Source organism: Streptomyces sp. NPDC001770 (assembly GCF_053596135.1).
In genome coordinates this window covers 40,325-57,281 of record NZ_JBSFFN010000022.1, presented here as the reverse complement: position 1 = coordinate 57,281, position 16,957 = coordinate 40,325, and the positions used below count along the sequence as shown (strand labels likewise).

Below are 16,957 nucleotides of genomic sequence, written 5' to 3'. Positions count from 1 at the left end.
ACCCGCCCCACGCCCGTGGGACACCACGGAGCCGACGAAGGGATGACGCACGATGCTCCTGATGGTGATCGTTCTCGGTTTCCTCGTGGTGGCGAACGCCTTCATGACCTGGAAAACCGTTCAGCTCCGGCGCGACCCGGACCTGGTCGGCTTCTTCGAGGGGGCGTTCACCTCTCTGCCGTTCGGTCCTGACGCGCGCAGAGGGATGGTGCGGTCCGTCGGCATCACCGTGGTCACGTTGTGGGGCGTGGTGGTACTGCTGCTGCTTACAGGGGCCGACGGCCCGGTCTCCCTGTGGGTCGCCGGCATGGACGTACTGATCATTCTGGCGGCTGCGCTCTGCGAGGTGGGCGTGATCCTCTTCAACGTCCCGAAGTTCGCCGTACCGCCGCACATGCGGGCCGAGCCCGGAGTCCTCGCGGCGCGCCGGGCGCGCAAGGCGGAGGGCGCGCGAGGGCCCGGAGTCTGAGGGCCCGGCCCGTTCCCTCGCAGTGCCAACTGGCCCGCTGGGAGCCGCACATGTTCCAGGACATGACCTGGAAGTTCTTCGGCTCCGCGTCCGTCGCGGCCGGAGCGGTAGCGAACCGGTCAGCACGAGGGCCGCCAGGGCCCCGATGCTTCTTCCGGCCGCGCCCCACATGTTCATGTGTCCCCCATTGATCCGTACCCGTGAATCGTGCGTGAGCGGGATGGGGAACGCCGCACGGATCCTGATCATGGCCTCCCGTGCCGGGCACGCGGCGGCTGCCGGGCCTCTCCGGGCGCCGTGCCACTCCACGCGGCCCCGGTCCGGCTCACCGCACCCCGTGTGCGCGGACCGGTCCCGTCCTTTGATACTGCTTGCATGCGGTCACGCGGAGGGAACTCCGCCACCCGCGACAGAAGGCTCCACGGTGGAAGGCAAAACAAGGTGACGATCGTCGCATATCAGGGGGAACCGGGCTCCAACTCGGCGACCGCCGCCCACGCGTTGTTCCCGGGCTGCGGTGAACTGCCCTGCACGGGCTTCGAGCAGGCCCTGGACGCGGTGACGCTCGGCAACGCCGACGTCGCGGTGATCCCGGTGGACAACTCCGCCGCGGGACGCGTCGCCGACGTGCACCACCTGCTGCCCGAGTCGGGCCTGTTCATCGTCGCGGAGTACTTCCTCGCGATCCGCTTCGACCTGATGGGTGTCCCGGGCGCCTCGCTCGATCAGGTGGAGTGCGTACGCAGCCACGTGCACGCGCTCGGCCAGTGCCGGAAGCTTCTGCGCGAGGGCGGCTGGCGCACCCACGTCAGCGATGACACCGCCGGCTCGGCCCGCGAGGTCGCGGAACTGGGCGACCCCCGGCACGCCGCCCTCGCCCCGCCCGCCGCGGCAAAGCTGTACGGGCTGGACGTGCTGCGCCCGGAGGTCGAGGACGACCCCGAGAACACCACCCGCTTCGTGGTGCTCTCCCGTGACTCCGGTTCCTGGCCGGACCCGGACGGCACCACGATGACCAGCCTCTTCTTCTGTGTACGCAACATTCCCAGCGCGCTCTTCAAGGCGCTCGGCGGATTCGCCACCAGCGGCGTGAACCTCACCAAGATCGAGAGCTACCAGATGAGCGCCGGACTCAGCCCCAGCCGCTTCTACGTGGAGATCGAGGGCCACCCGGACGAGCCGCACGTCGCGCTCGCCCTGCACGAACTGCGGTTCTTCTCGTCCGAGGTGCGGGTCCTCGGGGTCTATCCCTCGCACGGGCACCGGCTGCGCGGACGCACCGCCTGACCCGGGCGCCGCCCCGCCCCGCCGGCGCCCGTGTGTACGGGCACCGGCGGCGCGCGCGTGGGCGGCGCCCGCTACTGGACGCCGGCCGACGGCAGACCCCGGGGATCGGCGGCGCGGGCAACGGCGGGAAGGGGGCCGGCCGGAGGCGGACCCGCCTGATACGCGCCCGCCGGCTGCGGACCGTCGGGCCGGGGAACGTAGACCGGCGAGTCCGACTGGTAGAAGAGGTCGATGTCGGCCTCCTCGCCACCGACGATCAGGGTGTCCCAGGCCCCGCTCTCCTGGAGGGTGCGCAGGGTGGCCGGGGCGACCGAGGCCAGATGGGAGCGGAGCTGCTCCATGGTGGGCATGCCGGGCAGCCGGGGGGCGAGACGGTCGCGGATCGCCGCCATGCGGTCCAGCAGCTCGTCGAGATCGTTCCTCCCCGACGCCTTGTCCGCCTCCCGTCCGGTGTCCGGCCCGGTACCCCCTCCTGCTTCCCTCCCGGCTTCCGCGCTGCGGGCGATGATGTCCTTGATGGCGCGGGTGACCCCCTGCTCGTCGGTGGTCACCATGGCGTTCCAGGCCCGGCTCTTGTGCCGGTACTGGAGCATGGACATCGCCGCCTCGTGCCGGATGAAGTCCGCGTCGCGCAACGGCCTTCCCCGCCAGGCGCGGCTGAGCGTCCGGGCGAGGGAAGTGGCCGACGCGAGGCCGCTGTTGAGGCCGCGGCCGGGCCAGAAGTGGATGGCGTTGGCGGCGTCGCCCAGCAGGAAGCCGTACGTGCCCGGGGTCGTCGCGGTCGGGCGGCTGAGCTGCGCCGTGAACCGGGGGCGCTGCACCATGTCCAGCCGGAAGGACGTGATCGCGGAGAGATCGTCCTCGGCCACGCCGAACAGGTTCAGGCCCTGCCGGATCTCCTTCCACAGGGGCGAACTGCGCAGCAGGGCGGGCAGGAAGAGCGTTCCGTGCGTCGAGCAGCGGAACTCGTTGTCCTCCTCGCGGCTCATCAGGCAGGGGCGCGCCGCGATGCACTGCTCGAAGACCTGGCGGACCGGGTCGATCCCGATCACGCCCTTGGCCTCCTCGCGGGTGAGCCGCATGTTCAGGAAACCCTCGCCTCTCAGCGAGTTGAGCAGGAATCGGTTCTGCGACACGGTCAGCAGCACACTCATCGGGTCCGACAGGCGCGACTTGACCCGCAGCCCCAGCACCACGTCCTGGAGGTGCTCGCCGTCGAGGGAGTAGATGGACGAGTCGGCCGTTCCGAAACGGTCCGCGAAGTGGTCGCGGGTGCGGGAGCGCCCGCCTTCCCCGATCACCAGGACATGCTCCTGGGCGAGCCGGCTCCGCCGCTCCACCGGGTCGAAGCGGTGCGGGACGAGCTGGATCGCCGGCCGCGTGTTCGCCAGGGCGAGGAGCCGGTCCTCGATGTAGGCGATCCTGATGTTGCGGGGCGGGCGGCCGTCGACGGAGTCCGGTCCCACCGGCCACATCTCCGAGTACGCGCTGTCGTCGCCGAACAGTGCCGCGCGTACCTCCTCGGAGAGTGCGAGGTACTGCCGGCTCTGGACCGTGACGACCTGCTGGCGGCGGATGTTGCCCTGGGACTCGTCCTTCCAGACGACCTCGGAACCCTTGCGGGTCCACCGCCCGTCGTAGACGGTGATCGCCACCCGCCCGCTCAGCGCCTCCTCCAGGGCCAGCGCGAAGGCGAGCCCCACCGGACCGCCGCCGGTGACCGTGACCCGCAGAGTGCCGGGGTTCGCCGCCGCGTTCAGCCGGGGGAGATGCAGCTGGGAGAGGTCGATGACCGTCTCCATGACGTCCTGCGCCTCGAAGAGGAAGGTTTCGTCACCGATGCGCACGCAGTCGTTCGGGCGCAGCACGTGACGGGTGACGCGCTGGTCGTTGACGAACGTGCCGTTCCTGCTGTCGCGGTCGTGGAGGACGTAGGCGCCGTCCTCCTTGACGATCTCGGCGTGCAGACGGGAGGCGCTGGGGCTGACGATCACGACCCCGTTGTCACCCTTGCGCCCGAACGTCAGGGGAGCGGTGCCCAGGACCACGCTCTGACCGGCGAAGGGGCCCGTCCGGCCCACGATGACTGATGGCATTGCACACTCCTTGTGAACGACGCGCATCTCCAACGGGCCGTCCCGCGCCGCCGATCCGGCCCGCGAGCGGTCCCGTTCCCCCGTACTGACGGGCCCGGTGGTCCGGCGTGTCCCGCACGCCGTGGCCGCCGTCCACACCGTTCACAACGGCCTCGCCCGTCCCGTTCCCCACTCCTGACGCATCATCAACAATCCTTGTCACAGGTGGCTTTGACCAGCCCACCGGCGAGCGTTCGAAGTCTACGGGACCGGCCCGGGCGCCGCTTTCGAAGTGGCGAAGGTGACCCCGGCGCACGGGGGCGCCGGGGCCGGGGCGTGCGTCGGAGGTGTGCGTCGGAGGTGTGCGTCGGAGGTGTGCGTCAGACGGTCCCCGTGTCCGGCGCCGTCGCCCGCCGGCCGCCCAGGGGCCACGCCTCGATGTCGCGGTAGTGGATCGGCCCGCTGCTGCGGCCCGCGTTGCTGCCGACCAGATGCAGACGGGCCGCAGGCCACGCGCCGCCGCTGAACCCGGCGAGCCCCGCCGCGATCTCAGCCGCAGAGGTCAGATCGCCCCGACGGGCCCGGGCCAGGGTCAGATGGGGCCGGAAGGTCCGCTCCACGAAGTCGACACCGTGCTCCCGGACGGCGGTCCGCACAGCGGCGGCGAGCCCGTGCAGCTCGTCGAGGTCCCCGCCGATCCCGCTCCACAGCACCCGGTCGTCGAAGCTCCCGCTGCCCCGCAGCGCCAGCCGGGGCGCCCGGTGGACCGCCGCGAGGCCCGCGAGGAGCGGGCGCAGCCCCGGAACCGTCTCCGCCGGGAGCTCGCCGAGAAACGCCAGGGTGATGTGCCAGTCCTCGACCCGGTTCCACCGCATCCGCGGGTACGTGCCGTAGGCGGGGCGCAGCTCCCGGGCGAGCTCCTCCTTGGCGTGGTCGGGCGGGGCGAGGGCGATGAACACGCGAACGGTCGCGGGTCGGGTCTCTTCGTTCACACCTGACTTCGTACCGCATCCGGTCGCGGGAGCGGCGGCCGGGGGCAGCGCCGGCCGTACGGGGCACGCCGGTCGGCGGAGCGCGCGGGACGCGTCGGCGATAGCGTGGAAGCGGGCGCGGTGTGCCGCTGATCCTGCCCGGGACGCGCGGGGGTGTCGGTGCTCCCCACACGGGAGGGAAGGAAGAACATGCCCGTCCTCACCCGGTTCTCCAGGTTCCCGAAGTACTTCAACCCCGTCCTGAGGCCGCTCGCGCGCCGGGTCCCGCCGCTCGCCGTCCTGCACCACCGCGGCCGCCGCAGCGGCACCCCCTTCGACACGCCGGTTCAGGCGTTCCGGAGCGGTACGGGGTTCATCGTCGGTCTCGCCTACACGCCGAACGCGGACTGGGCACTGAACATCCTTGCCGCACAGGGAGGAGTGATCAGCCGGGGCGGGCACCGCTACACGATCAGCCGGCCCCGCAGGCGCGGCCCGGAGGCCCGAGCCGACCTGGCCCCGTCGGTCGGCTTCGTCATGCGCAAGCTCGACATCGACGACTTCCTCGCATTCGACGCGACCCGCGTCTGAACCACCGGCCCCGTGGCGGGCGGCAGGACCGTGTCAGCGTCGGCAAGCTGCCCGGGAGGGGCGGACGCGTGGAGCGGGCCACGTGTCCGGCCCCCGAGAGCGCGCCCCGGGCAGCAGGGCCCCGGGAGCCGACCGGCTCTCGCCCGGAGGAGAGGACCAGCGGAGAGTTGCCCCCTTCGCCAGGAGAACCGCGAGCGACCGTACAGGATGCGGACGGGCGCACCGCGGTGCGTCTTCGGGGCGAACCGCCGTGGACGGTCGTACGGACGGACGGACGGACGGTCGTACGGACGGTCGTACGGATGGACAGTCGTACGTACGGACGCCGGGACTGCCGGGGCCGCCGACGGGAGGGCGGTGCCCGACCGCGACCGGGGAGTTCCGCCTTCGGCCGTTCCATGCGGGGAAGTTCGGGTAGCCGACGGGAAGGACAGAAACCGACGGACGAGCATGGAGAGCCCCATGGCGAAGACGAAGGCATCCGGTACCACGCACCCCAAGGCGGCCTCCGCGGCAGGCCGGGCGGCCAAGGGCGGCAAGTCGAAGAGCGGCAGGACGGCCGCCGCCAGCGCGCTGTCGCAGACCTCCGGCAAGGCGGGCGCGGCAGGAGCGAAGGCGACCAAACCCGGACCGGCCTCCGCCGCGGGCAAGACCGTGGGCGCCAAGAAGCGGACGAAGTCCGAGAAGAGCGCCGCTGGCAGTGCCCTGGCCCAGACTCCGGCCAAGTCGTCGCGCAGGCCCGGCAAGAAGGTCCTCACCGGGGCCGCCAAGGTGCTGGCGGACAAGAAGTCGACCAAGGCGGAGCGTTCCGAAGCGGCGAGCACCCTTGCCCAGGCCGCCGCGCACGCGCTGAAGTAACCCGCCCGATCCGCCGGCCGCCGGATGTGCGACAGCATCCCGGCGGCCGGCGTCGTCCGCCGCGCCCCTGCCGCCCGCCGCCGGCCGGAAGGAAGACTGTTCCGGTCGATCCGGGCCAGGGCCTGGACACCCACCCCCATCGATCACCCTGAGTTACTATGCTCACTTCATTGCCGGAGGCCGGCAGCAACGGGCGCGGTGCCATCCGCGGACTGCCCGGGAAGCGGGGGAGGACGGCGTGCCGGCCGAAACTCCCGAGATCCTCCCCGGCGTCGTCGGTCGGCTGGTCTCCCCGCTGCACCCCCGGAGAGATTCCGGGGATTGCAAGGTCGAAAAGATGGGTGGCCTGGGAAAGTGCTGGAAGAGGTAGTAGCGACCCGCTACGTCACGCCCCTGCGTGAGGGCGGATCGCTCCCCGGGATCGTCGAGGCCGACGACCTCGGTACGTACGTCATGAAGTTCACCGGGGCGGGCCAGGGGCGGAAGACCCTGGTCGCGGAGGTCATCTGCGGGGAGCTCGGCCGACGCCTCGGGCTGCGGGTGCCGGAGCTCGTGACCATGCAGCTCGACCCGGTCATCGGGCTCGGCGAGCCCGACCAGGAGGTACAGGAGCTGCTCAAGGCGAGCGGCGGGCTGAACCTCGGGATGGACTACCTTCCCGGTTCCCTGGGCTTCGACCCGCTCGCGTACCACGTCGACCCGGCGGAAGCCGGGCGGATCGTCTGGTTCGACGCGCTGATCAACAACGTCGACCGGTCCTGGCGCAACCCCAACATGCTGGTCTGGCACGGTGACGTCTGGCTGATCGACCACGGTGCCACGATGATCTGGCACCACAACTGGCCGGGCGCCCAGGCTTCCGCGGCCAAGCCGTACAACGCCTCCGACCACGTACTGGCGCCCACCGGTCCGGACGTCGCGGCGGCCGCCACCGCGCTCGCCCCGCTGGTCACCGAGGAGCTGCTCACCGAGGTGACGGCCCAGGTGCCCGACGAGTGGCTCCTCGGCGAGCCCGGGTTCGACTCGACGGACGAACTGCGGCGCGCGTACATGGCGCCCCTGCTGGCCCGTGCCGCCACCATCCACGAGCGCATCGTCATGGACGCCCCGGCGCCGACCGGCCCGTCCAAGGCCCCCGGCTGGCTCGCCGACCGCCTCGCCCCGAGGACCCAGGCGACGAGCCTCCACCCCACGGAGAAGGACGAGACCCGATGAGCACGCGCGAGGTCTTCGAGTACGCGCTGCTGCGCGTCGTCCCGCGCGTCGAGCGAGGGGAGTGCTTCAACGCCGGGGTGCTCGTCTACAGCCGGGCGCACTCCTTCGTCGCCGCCCGTACCCACCTCGACGAGAGCAAGCTGAGGGCGCTCGACCCCGCCGCCGACATCATCGGCGTACGGGCCGCGCTGCGGGCGGTGGAGAACGTCTGCGGCGGCGGCGACGCGGCCGGTCAGGCGGCCGGGGACGACGCCGGACGGCGGTTCCGCTGGCTGATCGCCCCCCGCTCCACCGTCGTACAGCCGGGCCCCGTGCACACCGGCCTGACGCTGGACCCGGAGGCCGAGGTCGAGCGCCTGCTCGGCCTGCTCGTCCGCTGAGCGATCCGCGCCCGCGCGTGCGGGAGGGGCTGTCCACGAACCTTCGTGGACAGCCCCTCCCGCATCTCCTTCGGGTGTGACATGCACCCCTGCCTGTCGTGGCCGTTGACACCGAGTGCCAGGGCTTCTAGCGTCGCAACCACAACAGTACTAAGCGCTTGCTCAGTCAACGGGGCCGTACTCGGAGTGTCCGGTGCGGTGGCATTGCCGGTGTCGGCTGGGCCGCGATCCAACGGCGAGGAGAACCCAGCATGTCCACCACCGAGCAGCGTGTCGCCATCGTGACGGGAGCGGCGCGAGGCATTGGGGCCGCGACCGCCGTGCGCCTGGCGGCCGAGGGCCGCGCCGTGGCCGTACTCGACCTCGACGAGGCCGCCTGCAAGGAGACCGTCGGGAAGATCACCGCCGCCGGTGGCCGGGCGCTCGCCGTCGGCTGCGACGTGTCGGACGCCGCGCAGGTGGAGGCCGCCGTCGCGCGCGTCGTCGCCGAGCTCGGTGCGCCGACGATCCTGGTCAACAACGCGGGCGTGCTCCGCGACAACCTGCTCTTCAAGATGAGCGAGTCCGACTGGGACATCGTGATGAACGTCCACCTCAAGGGTGCGTTCCTGATGGCCAAGGCCGTCCAGAAGCACATGGTGGACGCCAAGTTCGGGCGTATCGTCTCGCTCTCCTCCTCCTCGGCGCTCGGCAACCGCGGCCAGGCCAACTACTCGGCCGTCAAGGCCGGTCTCCAGGGCTTCACCAAGACCCTCGCCATCGAGCTCGGCAAGTTCGGCATCACCGCCAACGCCGTCGCGCCCGGCTTCATCGTGACGGAGATGACCGCCCAGACCGCGGCCCGCGTCGGGATGGGCTTCGAGGAGTTCCAGGCCGCCGCCGCCACGCAGATCCCCGTGCAGCGCGTCGGGCGCCCCGACGACATCGCCAACGCCATCTCCTTCTTCACCGGCGACGACGCGGGCTTCGTCTCCGGCCAGGTGCTGTACGTCGCCGGCGGCCCGCTCAACTGACCCGAAGGACGAGGGACATCATGACTGTGCAGGACAGCGGAAAGGTCGCGCTCGTCACCGGCGCGAGCCGGGGCATCGGGTACGGCGTCGCCGAGGCGCTCGTGGCCCGCGGCGACCGGGTCTGCATCACGGGCCGCGGCGAGGAGGCGCTCAAGGCCGCCGTCGAGCGCCTCGGCTCCGACCGCGTGATCGGTGTCGCCGGCAAGGCGCACGACGAGGCGCACCAGGCGGAGGCCGTCGAGCGCACCATGGAGGCCTTCGGCCGGGTCGACCACCTCGTCAACAACGCCGGAACGAACCCGGTGTTCGGTCCCATGGCCGAGCTCGACCTCAACGTCGCGCGCAAGGTCTTCGAGACCAACGTGATCTCGGCGCTCGGGTTCGCCCAGCAGACCTGGAAGGCGTGGCAGGCGCAGAACGGCGGATCGATCGTCAACATCGCTTCGGTGGCCGGGATTTCCGCGTCGCCCTTCATCGGTGCGTACGGGATGAGCAAGGCCGCCATGGTCAACCTGACGCTCCAGCTGGCCCACGAGTTCGCGCCGGTCGTCCGGGTCAACGCGATCGCCCCGGCCGTCGTCAAGACCAAGTTCGCCGAGGCGCTGTACGAGGGCCGCGAGGCCGAGGTGATCGCCGCATATCCCATGGCCCGACTGGGAGTTCCGGAGGACATCGGCGGGGCCGCCGCCTTCCTGACCTCGGAGCAGGCGGGCTGGATCACCGGGCAGACGCTCGTGATCGACGGGGGAATCTTCCTGAATGCCGGAGTGGGCTGAACAGCCTGCCACGGTTCGCCCCGATTGACGCAAGTGCCCCGCCGGGCCTGGTGATTGGCCCGGTGGGGCACTGCGGTATGGTCTGCCGACCCATGGCTGATCGAGGAGCGTGCACGTGTTCTACCGGGCCAGTCTGCAGGCTGCTGCAGCCCTAGCATCCCTGTCACTCGTCGCCGGCTGCAGCGCGTTCTCCAGCGGCGGATCCGACGTCGACCAGCACATCTCGGTCGGGACGACCAGCTCGCCCTCGACCCTGGACCCTGCCGCGGCCTGGGACAACTCCTGGGAGCTGATGCGCAACGTCTTCCAGACGCTGGTGTCCTTCCCCACCGGAAGCACGAAGCCCCAGCCCGACGCGGCCGACTGCGTCTTCACCGACTCCACGAGCATGGCCTACCGCTGCACACTCCACAGCGGCCTGAAGTTCTCGGACGGCGAGACGCTCGACGCCGAGGCGGTCAAGTACTCCATCGACCGGATCGTGGCGATCAAGGCCAAGGGCGGCCCGCTCGGCCTGCTGGGCTCGCTCGACCGGGTGGAGACCAAGGGCGACGACCTGGTCATCTTCCACCTGAAGAAGTCCGACGCCACCTTCCCCTTCGTCCTCGCCACCCCGGCCATGTCGATCGTCGCGCCGAAGCAGTACCCCAAGGACAAACTCCGCACCGGCAACGGGGTCACCGGCTCGGGGCCGTACGTCCTCGACCACTACGAGCCCCACACCGTCGCGGAACTGAAGAAGAACGACAGTTACAAGGGCTTCGCGAACCGCAAGAACGACTCCGTCACCATCCGGTACTACGCGAAGTCCGACGAGATGGTCGCGGCGCTGAGGGACGACAAGATCGACGCCACCTACCGCGGCCTCACCGCCGACGAGGTGATCGGCCTGCAGAGCGGCAAGGAGGAGAAGGACAAGGGCCTCCAGCTCGTCGAGTCCGTGGGCGCCGACATCCGCTTCCTCGTCTTCAACCCGAAGGACCCGGTCGCCGGCAAGCCGGCCGTGCGCGAGGCCATCGCCCGTCTCGTGGACCGGGACGCGCTCGTCGCCAAGGTCTACCAGGGCACCGCCGAGCCCCTCTACTCCATCGTGCCGAAGGGCATCGCCGCCCACACCACCAGCTTCTTCGACACCTTCGGGGACCCCGACGCGAAGAAGGCCAGGGAGGTGCTCACCGACGCCGGGATCACGGAGCCGGTCGAGATGACGTTCTGGTACACCACGGACCGCTACGGTTCCTCGACCGGACCCGAGTTCGAGGAGATCAAGCGGCAGCTGGAGAAGTCCGGCCTCTTCAAGATCACTCTGCGCAGCGCGCCCTGGACCAAGTTCCAGGAGGGCTTCAACAAGGGCGAGTACCCGGTCTTCGGGCGCGGCTGGTTCCCCGACTTCCCGGACCCCGACAATTTCATCGCGCCCTTCGTCGGCAAGGAGAGCGCCACCGGCGGCATGTACGTCAACAAGAAGATCACCGACCAGCTCCTGCCCTCCTCGCGCAAGGAGAGCGACCGCGGCGCGGTCAGCAAGCAGTTCGCCGAGGCCCAGCAGCTCATGGTCAAGGACATCCCGTTGCTGCCGCTCTGGCAGGGCAAGCTCTACATCGCGGCCGGCGAGGACATAGGCGGCGGCGAGCGCGCGCTCGACCCGCAGACGGTCATGCAGATGTGGGAGCTGTACCGCAAGGCCAGCTGGTAGACGGGCGAACGGGGCACCCCGGCCCGCTGTCAGAGGGGCCGGGTAGGTTCTTTCCCAAGAACCGATTGCTTTCCGGAGGTTGTGGACGTGACCGACACCGACCTGCTGCTGCCCGAATCCTGGCGCGGCGTCCTCGGCGACGAGATGCAGAAGCCGTACGTGAAGGAGCTTGCGGACTTCGTCGAGGAGGAGCGCGCCAAGGGACCGGTGTACCCGCCGCGTGACCAGGTCTTCGCCGCTCTGGATGCCACGCCCTACGACCGGGTGAAGGTGCTCGTCCTCGGCCAGGACCCCTACCACGGCGAGGGCCAGGGCCACGGGCTCTGCTTCTCCGTGCGGCCCGGCGTCAGGACGCCGCCCTCGCTGCGCAACATCTACAAGGAGATGCAGGAAGAGCTGGGCCTCCCCGTCCCGGACAACGGCTACCTCATGCCCTGGGCCGAACAGGGCGTCCTGCTGCTCAACGCCGTCCTGACCGTGCGGGCCGGCGAGGCCAACTCGCACAAGGGCAAGGGCTGGGAGAAGATCACCGACGCGGTGATCCGCGCGGTGGCCGAGCGCCCCGAGCCCGCCGTGTTCGTCCTCTGGGGAAACTACGCGCAGAAGAAGCTCCCGCTCATCGACGAGTCGCGCCACGTGGTCGTGAAGGGCGCGCACCCCTCGCCGCTCTCCGCGAAGAGGTTCTTCGGGTCCCGGCCCTTCAGCCAGATCAATGAGGCCGTCGCCGCCCAGGGCCACGACCCCATCGACTGGCGCATCCCCGACCTCGGCTGATCCCGCACCCGGGTCCGTACCCGTGCCTCCGCCCGTACGGACACGGGTACGGCAGGCAGGCCCGGCGGACCGTCCTGCCGCGCCTGAGCGCGATCGCGCACCAGTGCCGCTAGGGTCTGTCCCGTCACCGGAGCCCGGTCCGGCACGCCCCGCCGGAAGGCTCCGGGTCCGCGCCCGCCCCGTCCCGCACCCGTGCAGGGCCCGCTCCCGCACCGCGGCCCCCGTTGCCGCACACCCGCACGAGGGAGGCCGCCGTGGCCGAGCAGCAGCAGTCGTCGACGGACGCCGTCGGCACCCGGATCGGCCAGGCGGTCATGCTCCTGCACGGCGGGGACCGTGAAGAGGCCCGCAACCGCTTCGCCGCTCTCTGGTCCGAGCTGGGCGAGGACGGCGACGCGCTGCACCGCTGCACCCTCGCGCACTACATGGCCGACACCCAGGACGACCCCGCCGACGAGCTTGCCTGGGACCTGCGCGCGATGAACGCGGCGGCCGAAGGGCTGACCGGCGAGCGGCCGGCCCCGCACCGGGACGTCCTCGCGCTGCACGCGTTCTCTCCGGCGCTGCACCTCGGCCTCGCCGCGGACTACCTCAAGCTGCGCCGCCCCGAGGTCGCCCGCCACCACCTGGACCGCGCCAGGCAGGCGGCGGACGCGCTCCCCGACGGGGGCCGGGGCAACGGCGTCCGGACCGCCATCGACCGGCTGGAGACACGGCTCGGCCGACCACGCTGAGCCGTACGCACCGGGCCCGTCGTGGGTGGGCGCGGTGCGGAGCGGACCGGCCGTCTCAGTGGCCGTACGTCTGGTCGCAGATCCGGGACTGCGGGCTCCCGGCGGACCACCCCCCGTAGCCGCGACCGAGTGCGCAGACGCCCTTGCCGGAGGCCGGTACCCGGGGCAGGCCGGACACCGTCAGGGTGGGGAGCCGGACGGGCGGGCGCGGCGGGGGGTGGGCGGCCGGAGGGGCCCCGCCCGGCGGTGGCACGTGCGGCCGGGACACAGGAGCCGGCGCCGCGTCCGCCGGGGCGGGCGCGGACGGGGAGGCGTCGGGCACGGCGTCCAGCGCCTCGCGGGCGGGAGGCTGGCCGATCTGGGGCTCCACCCCCCGCACGGAGCCGCTCGACGGGGGCGGTGGCGGCGGCGTCCCCGGACCACCGGGGTTGACCGTCACACAGCCGGACACGGTGGCGACAGCCACCCCCACGAGAGCGGCCACGGTCATTCTGGTTCGTTGCACCCGGTAACTCTGCGGGCGGTCGGCGCGCAGCGGGAGTCCGTACGCGCCAAATGCCCCGCACGAGTGACCCGGTCAGCGCGGTGCGGACCGGCGCCCGTTCGTACGGCGGAACGATCATCGCGCTACGGCGGAGCCCGCGGTGCGCTCGGTCGGCCCTCGCCGTGACTGCCGCCCCGGCCGCGCCCGTATGCTGCCGGGATCAAGGACGGGCGCACCGCACAGTGAGGGAGTTTTTCGTGAAGGTCGGCTGCATCGGACTCGGCGACATCGCGCAGAAGGCCTATCTGCCCGTGCTCACCGCTCTGCCGGGGATCGAACTGCACCTCCAGACCCGGACTCCCGCCACGCTGGACGGAGTCGCCGCCGCGTACCGGATTCCCGCGGCGCGGTGCCACGCCACGCTGGACGCGCTGCTGGAGCAGGATCTCGACGCCGCGTTCGTCCACGCCCCGACGTCCGTCCACCCGGAGATCACCACCCGGCTGCTGGAAGCGGGCGTCCCCACCTACGTCGACAAGCCGCTCGCGTACGAACTCGCCGACTCCACCCGGCTGGTGGAGCTCGCCGAGGAACGCGGTACGAGTCTCGCGGTGGGCTTCAACCGCCGCCTCGCCCCCGGGTACGCGCAGTGCGCCGACCACCCGCGTGAGCTGATCCTGCTGCAGAAGAACCGGGTGGGGCTGCCCGAGGACCCCCGGACGATGGTGCTCGACGACTTCATCCACGTCGTGGACACCCTGCGCTTCCTGGTGCCTGGCCCCGTCGACCGGGTCTCCGTGCGCGCCAGGATCGCCGACGGGCTGATGCACCACGTCGTCCTCGAGCTCTCCGGCGACGGCTTCACCGCCCTGGGCATGATGAACCGCCGGGGCGGTTCCACCGAGGAGATCCTCGAAGTCTCCGGCCAGGACAGCAAACGCCAGGTCCTCAACCTCGCGGACGTCATCGACCACGAGGGCCGGCCCAGCCTCCGCAGGCGGGGCGACTGGGTGTCCGTCGCCCGCCAGCGCGGCATCGAGAGCTGCGTCACCTCGTTCCTCGACGCCGTGCGCGACGGCGTGACGCTCAGCGCACGCGACGCGCTGGCCACCCACGAACTGTGCGAACGCGTGGTGCTGGAGGCGCTGGAGCAGGCCTGAGGGGTGCCGCCCGCAGGACGCGCCCCGGGGCGCGCGACGCGCGCGGCCGGGACGACGAGTCCCGCGTGGCCGGACGGGGCGTCAGCCTGTGGTGCGCAGCGGCGGGACCGCCGGGACCTCGATGGCGTTCTCGATGTCCGCGAGGGTCATCCTGAACTGCGCCGGGTAGGCGTCGCGTTGAGTGCGGCGGGCCGGTTCGGTGGTGCGCCAGGTGTAGAGGCACCGGCCGCACTGGAGTACGTCCCAGACACCGGGCACGGGCGAGGTGGCGAGCCTGCCGACCGTCTCGAAGGCACAACGGGGGCAGATGGCGGGGGAGTTCACGACAGGTCCTTCCGGGGGAGGGGAACGGTGGTCGGCGGGGCCGCGCGGGTCAGCCGCGGGACGCGATCAGCTTCTGGAGCTTCGCCGCCCACTCCTTGGTCTCCGGCAGGTCCTTGGCCGGGGTGGAGAAGTTGCCGCGTACGTCGGGGGAGACCGGCGTCGTCGCGTCGATGATCATCTTGCTGGTGATGCCGGCCGGCTGGGCGGCGGGTGCCAGCTCCAGGACGGACAGGTTGGGGATGACGACCACATCGTCCCTGGGGTTGACCTTCGCCGACATCGACCACAGGACCTGCGGCAGGTTGAACGGGTCGACATCCTCGTCCACCAGGATCACCTGGGCCACGTATCCCAGGCCGTGCGGTGTCGTCATCGCCCGCATGCCGACGGCCTTGGCGAAGCCTCCGTACCGCTTGGCCGTGGAGATGATGACCATCAGGCCGTGCGTGTACATGGCGTTGACGGCCTGCACCTCGGGGAACTCGGCACGCAGCTGCTTCAGCAGCGGGACGCAGGTGTTGGGCCCCACCAGGTAGTCGACCTCGGTCCACGGCATGCCCAGGTAGAGGGACTCGAAGACGGGGTCGGTGCGGTATGAAACGCGGTCCACGCGGATGACCGGCATGCGGCGCCCGCCCGAGTAATGACCGGTGAACTCGCCGAAGGGGCCCTCGATCTGTCGCTTGCGGGACTCGATGACGCCCTCGATGACGACCTCGCTGCCCCAGGGCACGTCGAAGCCGGTCAGCGGCGCGGTGGCGATGGGGGCCGGAGCGCCGCGCAGGGCGCCCGCCATCTCGTACTCGCTCCGGTCGTACGCCATCGGCATACCGGCCACCACGGTGATCACCGGGTCGTTGCCCAGGGTGATCGCGATCGGCAGATCCTCACCCTTCTCCTCCGCCTTGCGCAGGTGCTGGGCGATGTCGTGCATCGGGACGGGCTGGAAGGCAAGCCGGTCGGCGCCGATGACCTGGATGCGGTACGTACCGACGTTCTGCTTGCCGAAGTCGTCCGGGTCCTCCGGGTCGCGGGAGACCACGGCCGCCTTGTCGAGGTAGAACCCGCCGTCGCCGTCGTTCAGACGGAACAGCGGAAGCACGGAGAAGAGGTCGACGTCCGCGCCCTCCTGCGTGTTGTCTCGCCAGGGCGCGTCCTCGCGGCGTTCCGGGGCGACCGGGAAGGCGTCCCAGCGGGCTGCGAAGGTCTCCACCTGCTCCTTGACCGGGGTGTTCTTCGGCAGGCCCAGCGCGAGGGCGTGGTTGGCCCAGGAACCGTGCACGTTCATCGCGATCCGGGCGTCGGTGAAGCCGGTGACGTTGTCGAAGTACAGGGCCGGGGCGTTCTCGCCGATGCGCCCCGTGGCGTTCGCCGCCGCCGCCAGATCCGGCTCCGGCAGCACCTCCTCGGTGATGCGCAGGAGTTGTCCCTCCTTCTCCAGCGTGGCGAGGAAGCTGCGCAGATCGTCGTAGGCCATGGGGGGGCTCCAAAAGAGGTTGGGATAGGGGAATGCGGCGCGGGGGACCGGTGCGGGGACCTCAGGGCGCGGTCCGCACGGCGGCGGCGCGTGCGGCGCGCATGCCCTCCCAGCGGCGGGCGGCCGGGGCGGGCAGGTCGAACTGGTCGAGGATCCGGGCGGTGATGTGGTCGACGATGTCGTCCACCGACCGCGGGTGGTTGTAGAAGGCGGGCATCGGCGGCACGATCCGCACGCCCATCCGGGCCAGCGCGAGCATGTTCTCCAGGTGGATCTCGCTCAGCGGGGTCTCGCGCGGCACCAGGACCAGCCTGCGCCGCTCCTTGAGGACGACGTCGGCGGCCCGGGCCACCAGCCCTTCCGCGTAGCCGGCCCGGATGCCCGCCAGGGTCTTCATGGAGCAGGGCGCGAGCACCATGCCGTCGGTACGGAACGAACCGGAGGAGATGGTCGCCCCCTGGTCGTCGGGGCTGTGCACCACGTCCGCGAGCGCGTTCACCTCGGCCACCGGCCGGCCGGTCTCCAGCTCGATCGTGGCCCGCGCCCAACGGGACAGGACGAGATGGGTCTCCACGTCCGGCAGCTCCGCCAGATTCTCCAGCAGCCGCACGCCGATCGCGGCCCCCGTCGCTCCGGTCATGCCCACGATCAGCCGCACCGCTCACTCCTCGCA

The 16,957-nt window shown here is 71.2% G+C and carries 18 protein-coding genes; 12 read left to right on the top strand and 6 right to left on the bottom strand.

The genetic code is table 11. The annotated features are described in order from the left end of the window. Nucleotides 1-61 precede the first annotated feature (61 nt). Nucleotides 62-469 carry a hypothetical protein gene (locus ACWCSV_RS20515; RefSeq protein ID WP_451144159.1) on the top strand — a complete coding sequence of 136 codons (408 nt, stop codon included), beginning with the start codon at nucleotides 62-64 and terminating at the stop codon, nucleotides 467-469. Between the two features lie 441 nt (nucleotides 470-910). Beyond that, entirely contained in the window at nucleotides 911-1,756 is an 846-nt protein-coding gene (locus ACWCSV_RS20510) for a prephenate dehydratase (protein WP_451144157.1), read from the top strand. Nucleotides 1,757-1,827: 71 nt separating this feature from the next. On the opposite strand, the gene ACWCSV_RS20505 is transcribed toward ACWCSV_RS20510, so the two are convergent. Then, nucleotides 1,828-3,852, bottom strand: coding sequence for an FHA domain-containing protein (locus ACWCSV_RS20505; RefSeq protein ID WP_451144155.1), 2,025 nt, complete (start codon nucleotides 3,850-3,852; stop codon nucleotides 1,828-1,830). A gap of 359 nt (nucleotides 3,853-4,211) precedes the next feature. Then, nucleotides 4,212-4,823 carry an RNA 2',3'-cyclic phosphodiesterase gene (thpR, locus tag ACWCSV_RS20500; protein WP_451144153.1) on the bottom strand — a complete coding sequence of 204 codons (612 nt, stop codon included), beginning with the start codon at nucleotides 4,821-4,823 and terminating at the stop codon, nucleotides 4,212-4,214. A gap of 189 nt (nucleotides 4,824-5,012) precedes the next feature. Between thpR and ACWCSV_RS20495 the strand changes: the two genes are divergently transcribed. The 9 genes from ACWCSV_RS20495 (at nucleotide 5,013) to ACWCSV_RS20455 (ending at nucleotide 12,839) form a co-directional block, all read left to right on the top strand. Then, complete coding sequence (locus ACWCSV_RS20495; protein WP_451144151.1) at nucleotides 5,013-5,393, top strand: nitroreductase family deazaflavin-dependent oxidoreductase; 381 nt, start codon at nucleotides 5,013-5,015, stop codon at nucleotides 5,391-5,393. Nucleotides 5,394-5,855: 462 nt separating this feature from the next. Continuing rightward, the gene (locus ACWCSV_RS20490) at nucleotides 5,856-6,251 is read left to right on the top strand and encodes a hypothetical protein (RefSeq protein WP_451144149.1); all 396 of its coding nucleotides are present in this window, start codon (nucleotides 5,856-5,858) and stop codon (nucleotides 6,249-6,251) included. A gap of 354 nt (nucleotides 6,252-6,605) precedes the next feature. Continuing rightward, nucleotides 6,606-7,466: a HipA family kinase gene (locus ACWCSV_RS20485; protein WP_451144147.1), complete on the top strand. Its 861-nt coding sequence runs from the start codon at nucleotides 6,606-6,608 to the stop codon at nucleotides 7,464-7,466. Continuing rightward, nucleotides 7,463-7,846, top strand: coding sequence for a DUF3037 domain-containing protein (locus tag ACWCSV_RS20480; RefSeq protein WP_451144145.1), 384 nt, complete (start codon nucleotides 7,463-7,465; stop codon nucleotides 7,844-7,846). The genes ACWCSV_RS20485 and ACWCSV_RS20480 overlap by 4 nt, the downstream gene beginning before the upstream one ends. A 251-nt stretch (nucleotides 7,847-8,097) precedes the next feature. After that, a complete protein-coding gene (fabG, locus tag ACWCSV_RS20475; protein ID WP_451144143.1) occupies nucleotides 8,098-8,859 on the top strand; it encodes a 3-oxoacyl-ACP reductase FabG in 762 nt (253 codons plus the stop codon). A 20-nt stretch (nucleotides 8,860-8,879) separates the two neighbouring features. Beyond that, entirely contained in the window at nucleotides 8,880-9,635 is a 756-nt protein-coding gene (locus ACWCSV_RS20470) for an SDR family oxidoreductase (protein WP_451144141.1), read from the top strand. A 115-nt stretch (nucleotides 9,636-9,750) separates the two neighbouring features. After that, a complete protein-coding gene (locus ACWCSV_RS20465) occupies nucleotides 9,751-11,331 on the top strand; it encodes an ABC transporter substrate-binding protein (RefSeq protein ID WP_451144139.1) in 1,581 nt (526 codons plus the stop codon). An 87-nt stretch (nucleotides 11,332-11,418) separates the two neighbouring features. Further along, on the top strand, nucleotides 11,419-12,105 hold the full coding sequence (locus ACWCSV_RS20460) for a uracil-DNA glycosylase (protein ID WP_451144137.1): 687 nt from the start codon (nucleotides 11,419-11,421) through the stop codon (nucleotides 12,103-12,105). A gap of 254 nt (nucleotides 12,106-12,359) precedes the next feature. Further along, nucleotides 12,360-12,839 carry a hypothetical protein gene (locus ACWCSV_RS20455; RefSeq protein WP_451144135.1) on the top strand — a complete coding sequence of 160 codons (480 nt, stop codon included), beginning with the start codon at nucleotides 12,360-12,362 and terminating at the stop codon, nucleotides 12,837-12,839. 55 nt (nucleotides 12,840-12,894) lie between these two features. Here the strand turns inward: ACWCSV_RS20455 and ACWCSV_RS20450 are convergent, their stop codons facing one another. Beyond that, a complete protein-coding gene (locus ACWCSV_RS20450) occupies nucleotides 12,895-13,344 on the bottom strand; it encodes a hypothetical protein (RefSeq protein ID WP_451144133.1) in 450 nt (149 codons plus the stop codon). A 236-nt stretch (nucleotides 13,345-13,580) separates the two neighbouring features. On the opposite strand from ACWCSV_RS20450, the gene ACWCSV_RS20445 reads away from it, so the two are divergent. Next, nucleotides 13,581-14,483 carry a Gfo/Idh/MocA family protein gene (locus tag ACWCSV_RS20445; protein WP_451144131.1) on the top strand — a complete coding sequence of 301 codons (903 nt, stop codon included), beginning with the start codon at nucleotides 13,581-13,583 and terminating at the stop codon, nucleotides 14,481-14,483. Between the two features lie 81 nt (nucleotides 14,484-14,564). Here ACWCSV_RS20445 and ACWCSV_RS20440 read toward each other — a convergent pair whose 3' ends face one another. From ACWCSV_RS20440 to ACWCSV_RS20430, 3 genes are all read right to left on the bottom strand, one after another. Then, nucleotides 14,565-14,807: a non-oxidative hydroxyarylic acid decarboxylases subunit D gene (locus ACWCSV_RS20440; RefSeq protein WP_451144129.1), complete on the bottom strand. Its 243-nt coding sequence runs from the start codon at nucleotides 14,805-14,807 to the stop codon at nucleotides 14,565-14,567. A 49-nt stretch (nucleotides 14,808-14,856) separates the two neighbouring features. Beyond that, nucleotides 14,857-16,284, bottom strand: coding sequence for a non-oxidative hydroxyarylic acid decarboxylases subunit C (locus tag ACWCSV_RS20435; protein WP_451144127.1), 1,428 nt, complete (start codon nucleotides 16,282-16,284; stop codon nucleotides 14,857-14,859). 61 nt (nucleotides 16,285-16,345) lie between these two features. After that, nucleotides 16,346-16,942: a non-oxidative hydroxyarylic acid decarboxylases subunit B gene (locus tag ACWCSV_RS20430; RefSeq protein ID WP_451144125.1), complete on the bottom strand. Its 597-nt coding sequence runs from the start codon at nucleotides 16,940-16,942 to the stop codon at nucleotides 16,346-16,348. Nucleotides 16,943-16,957 lie beyond the last annotated feature (15 nt).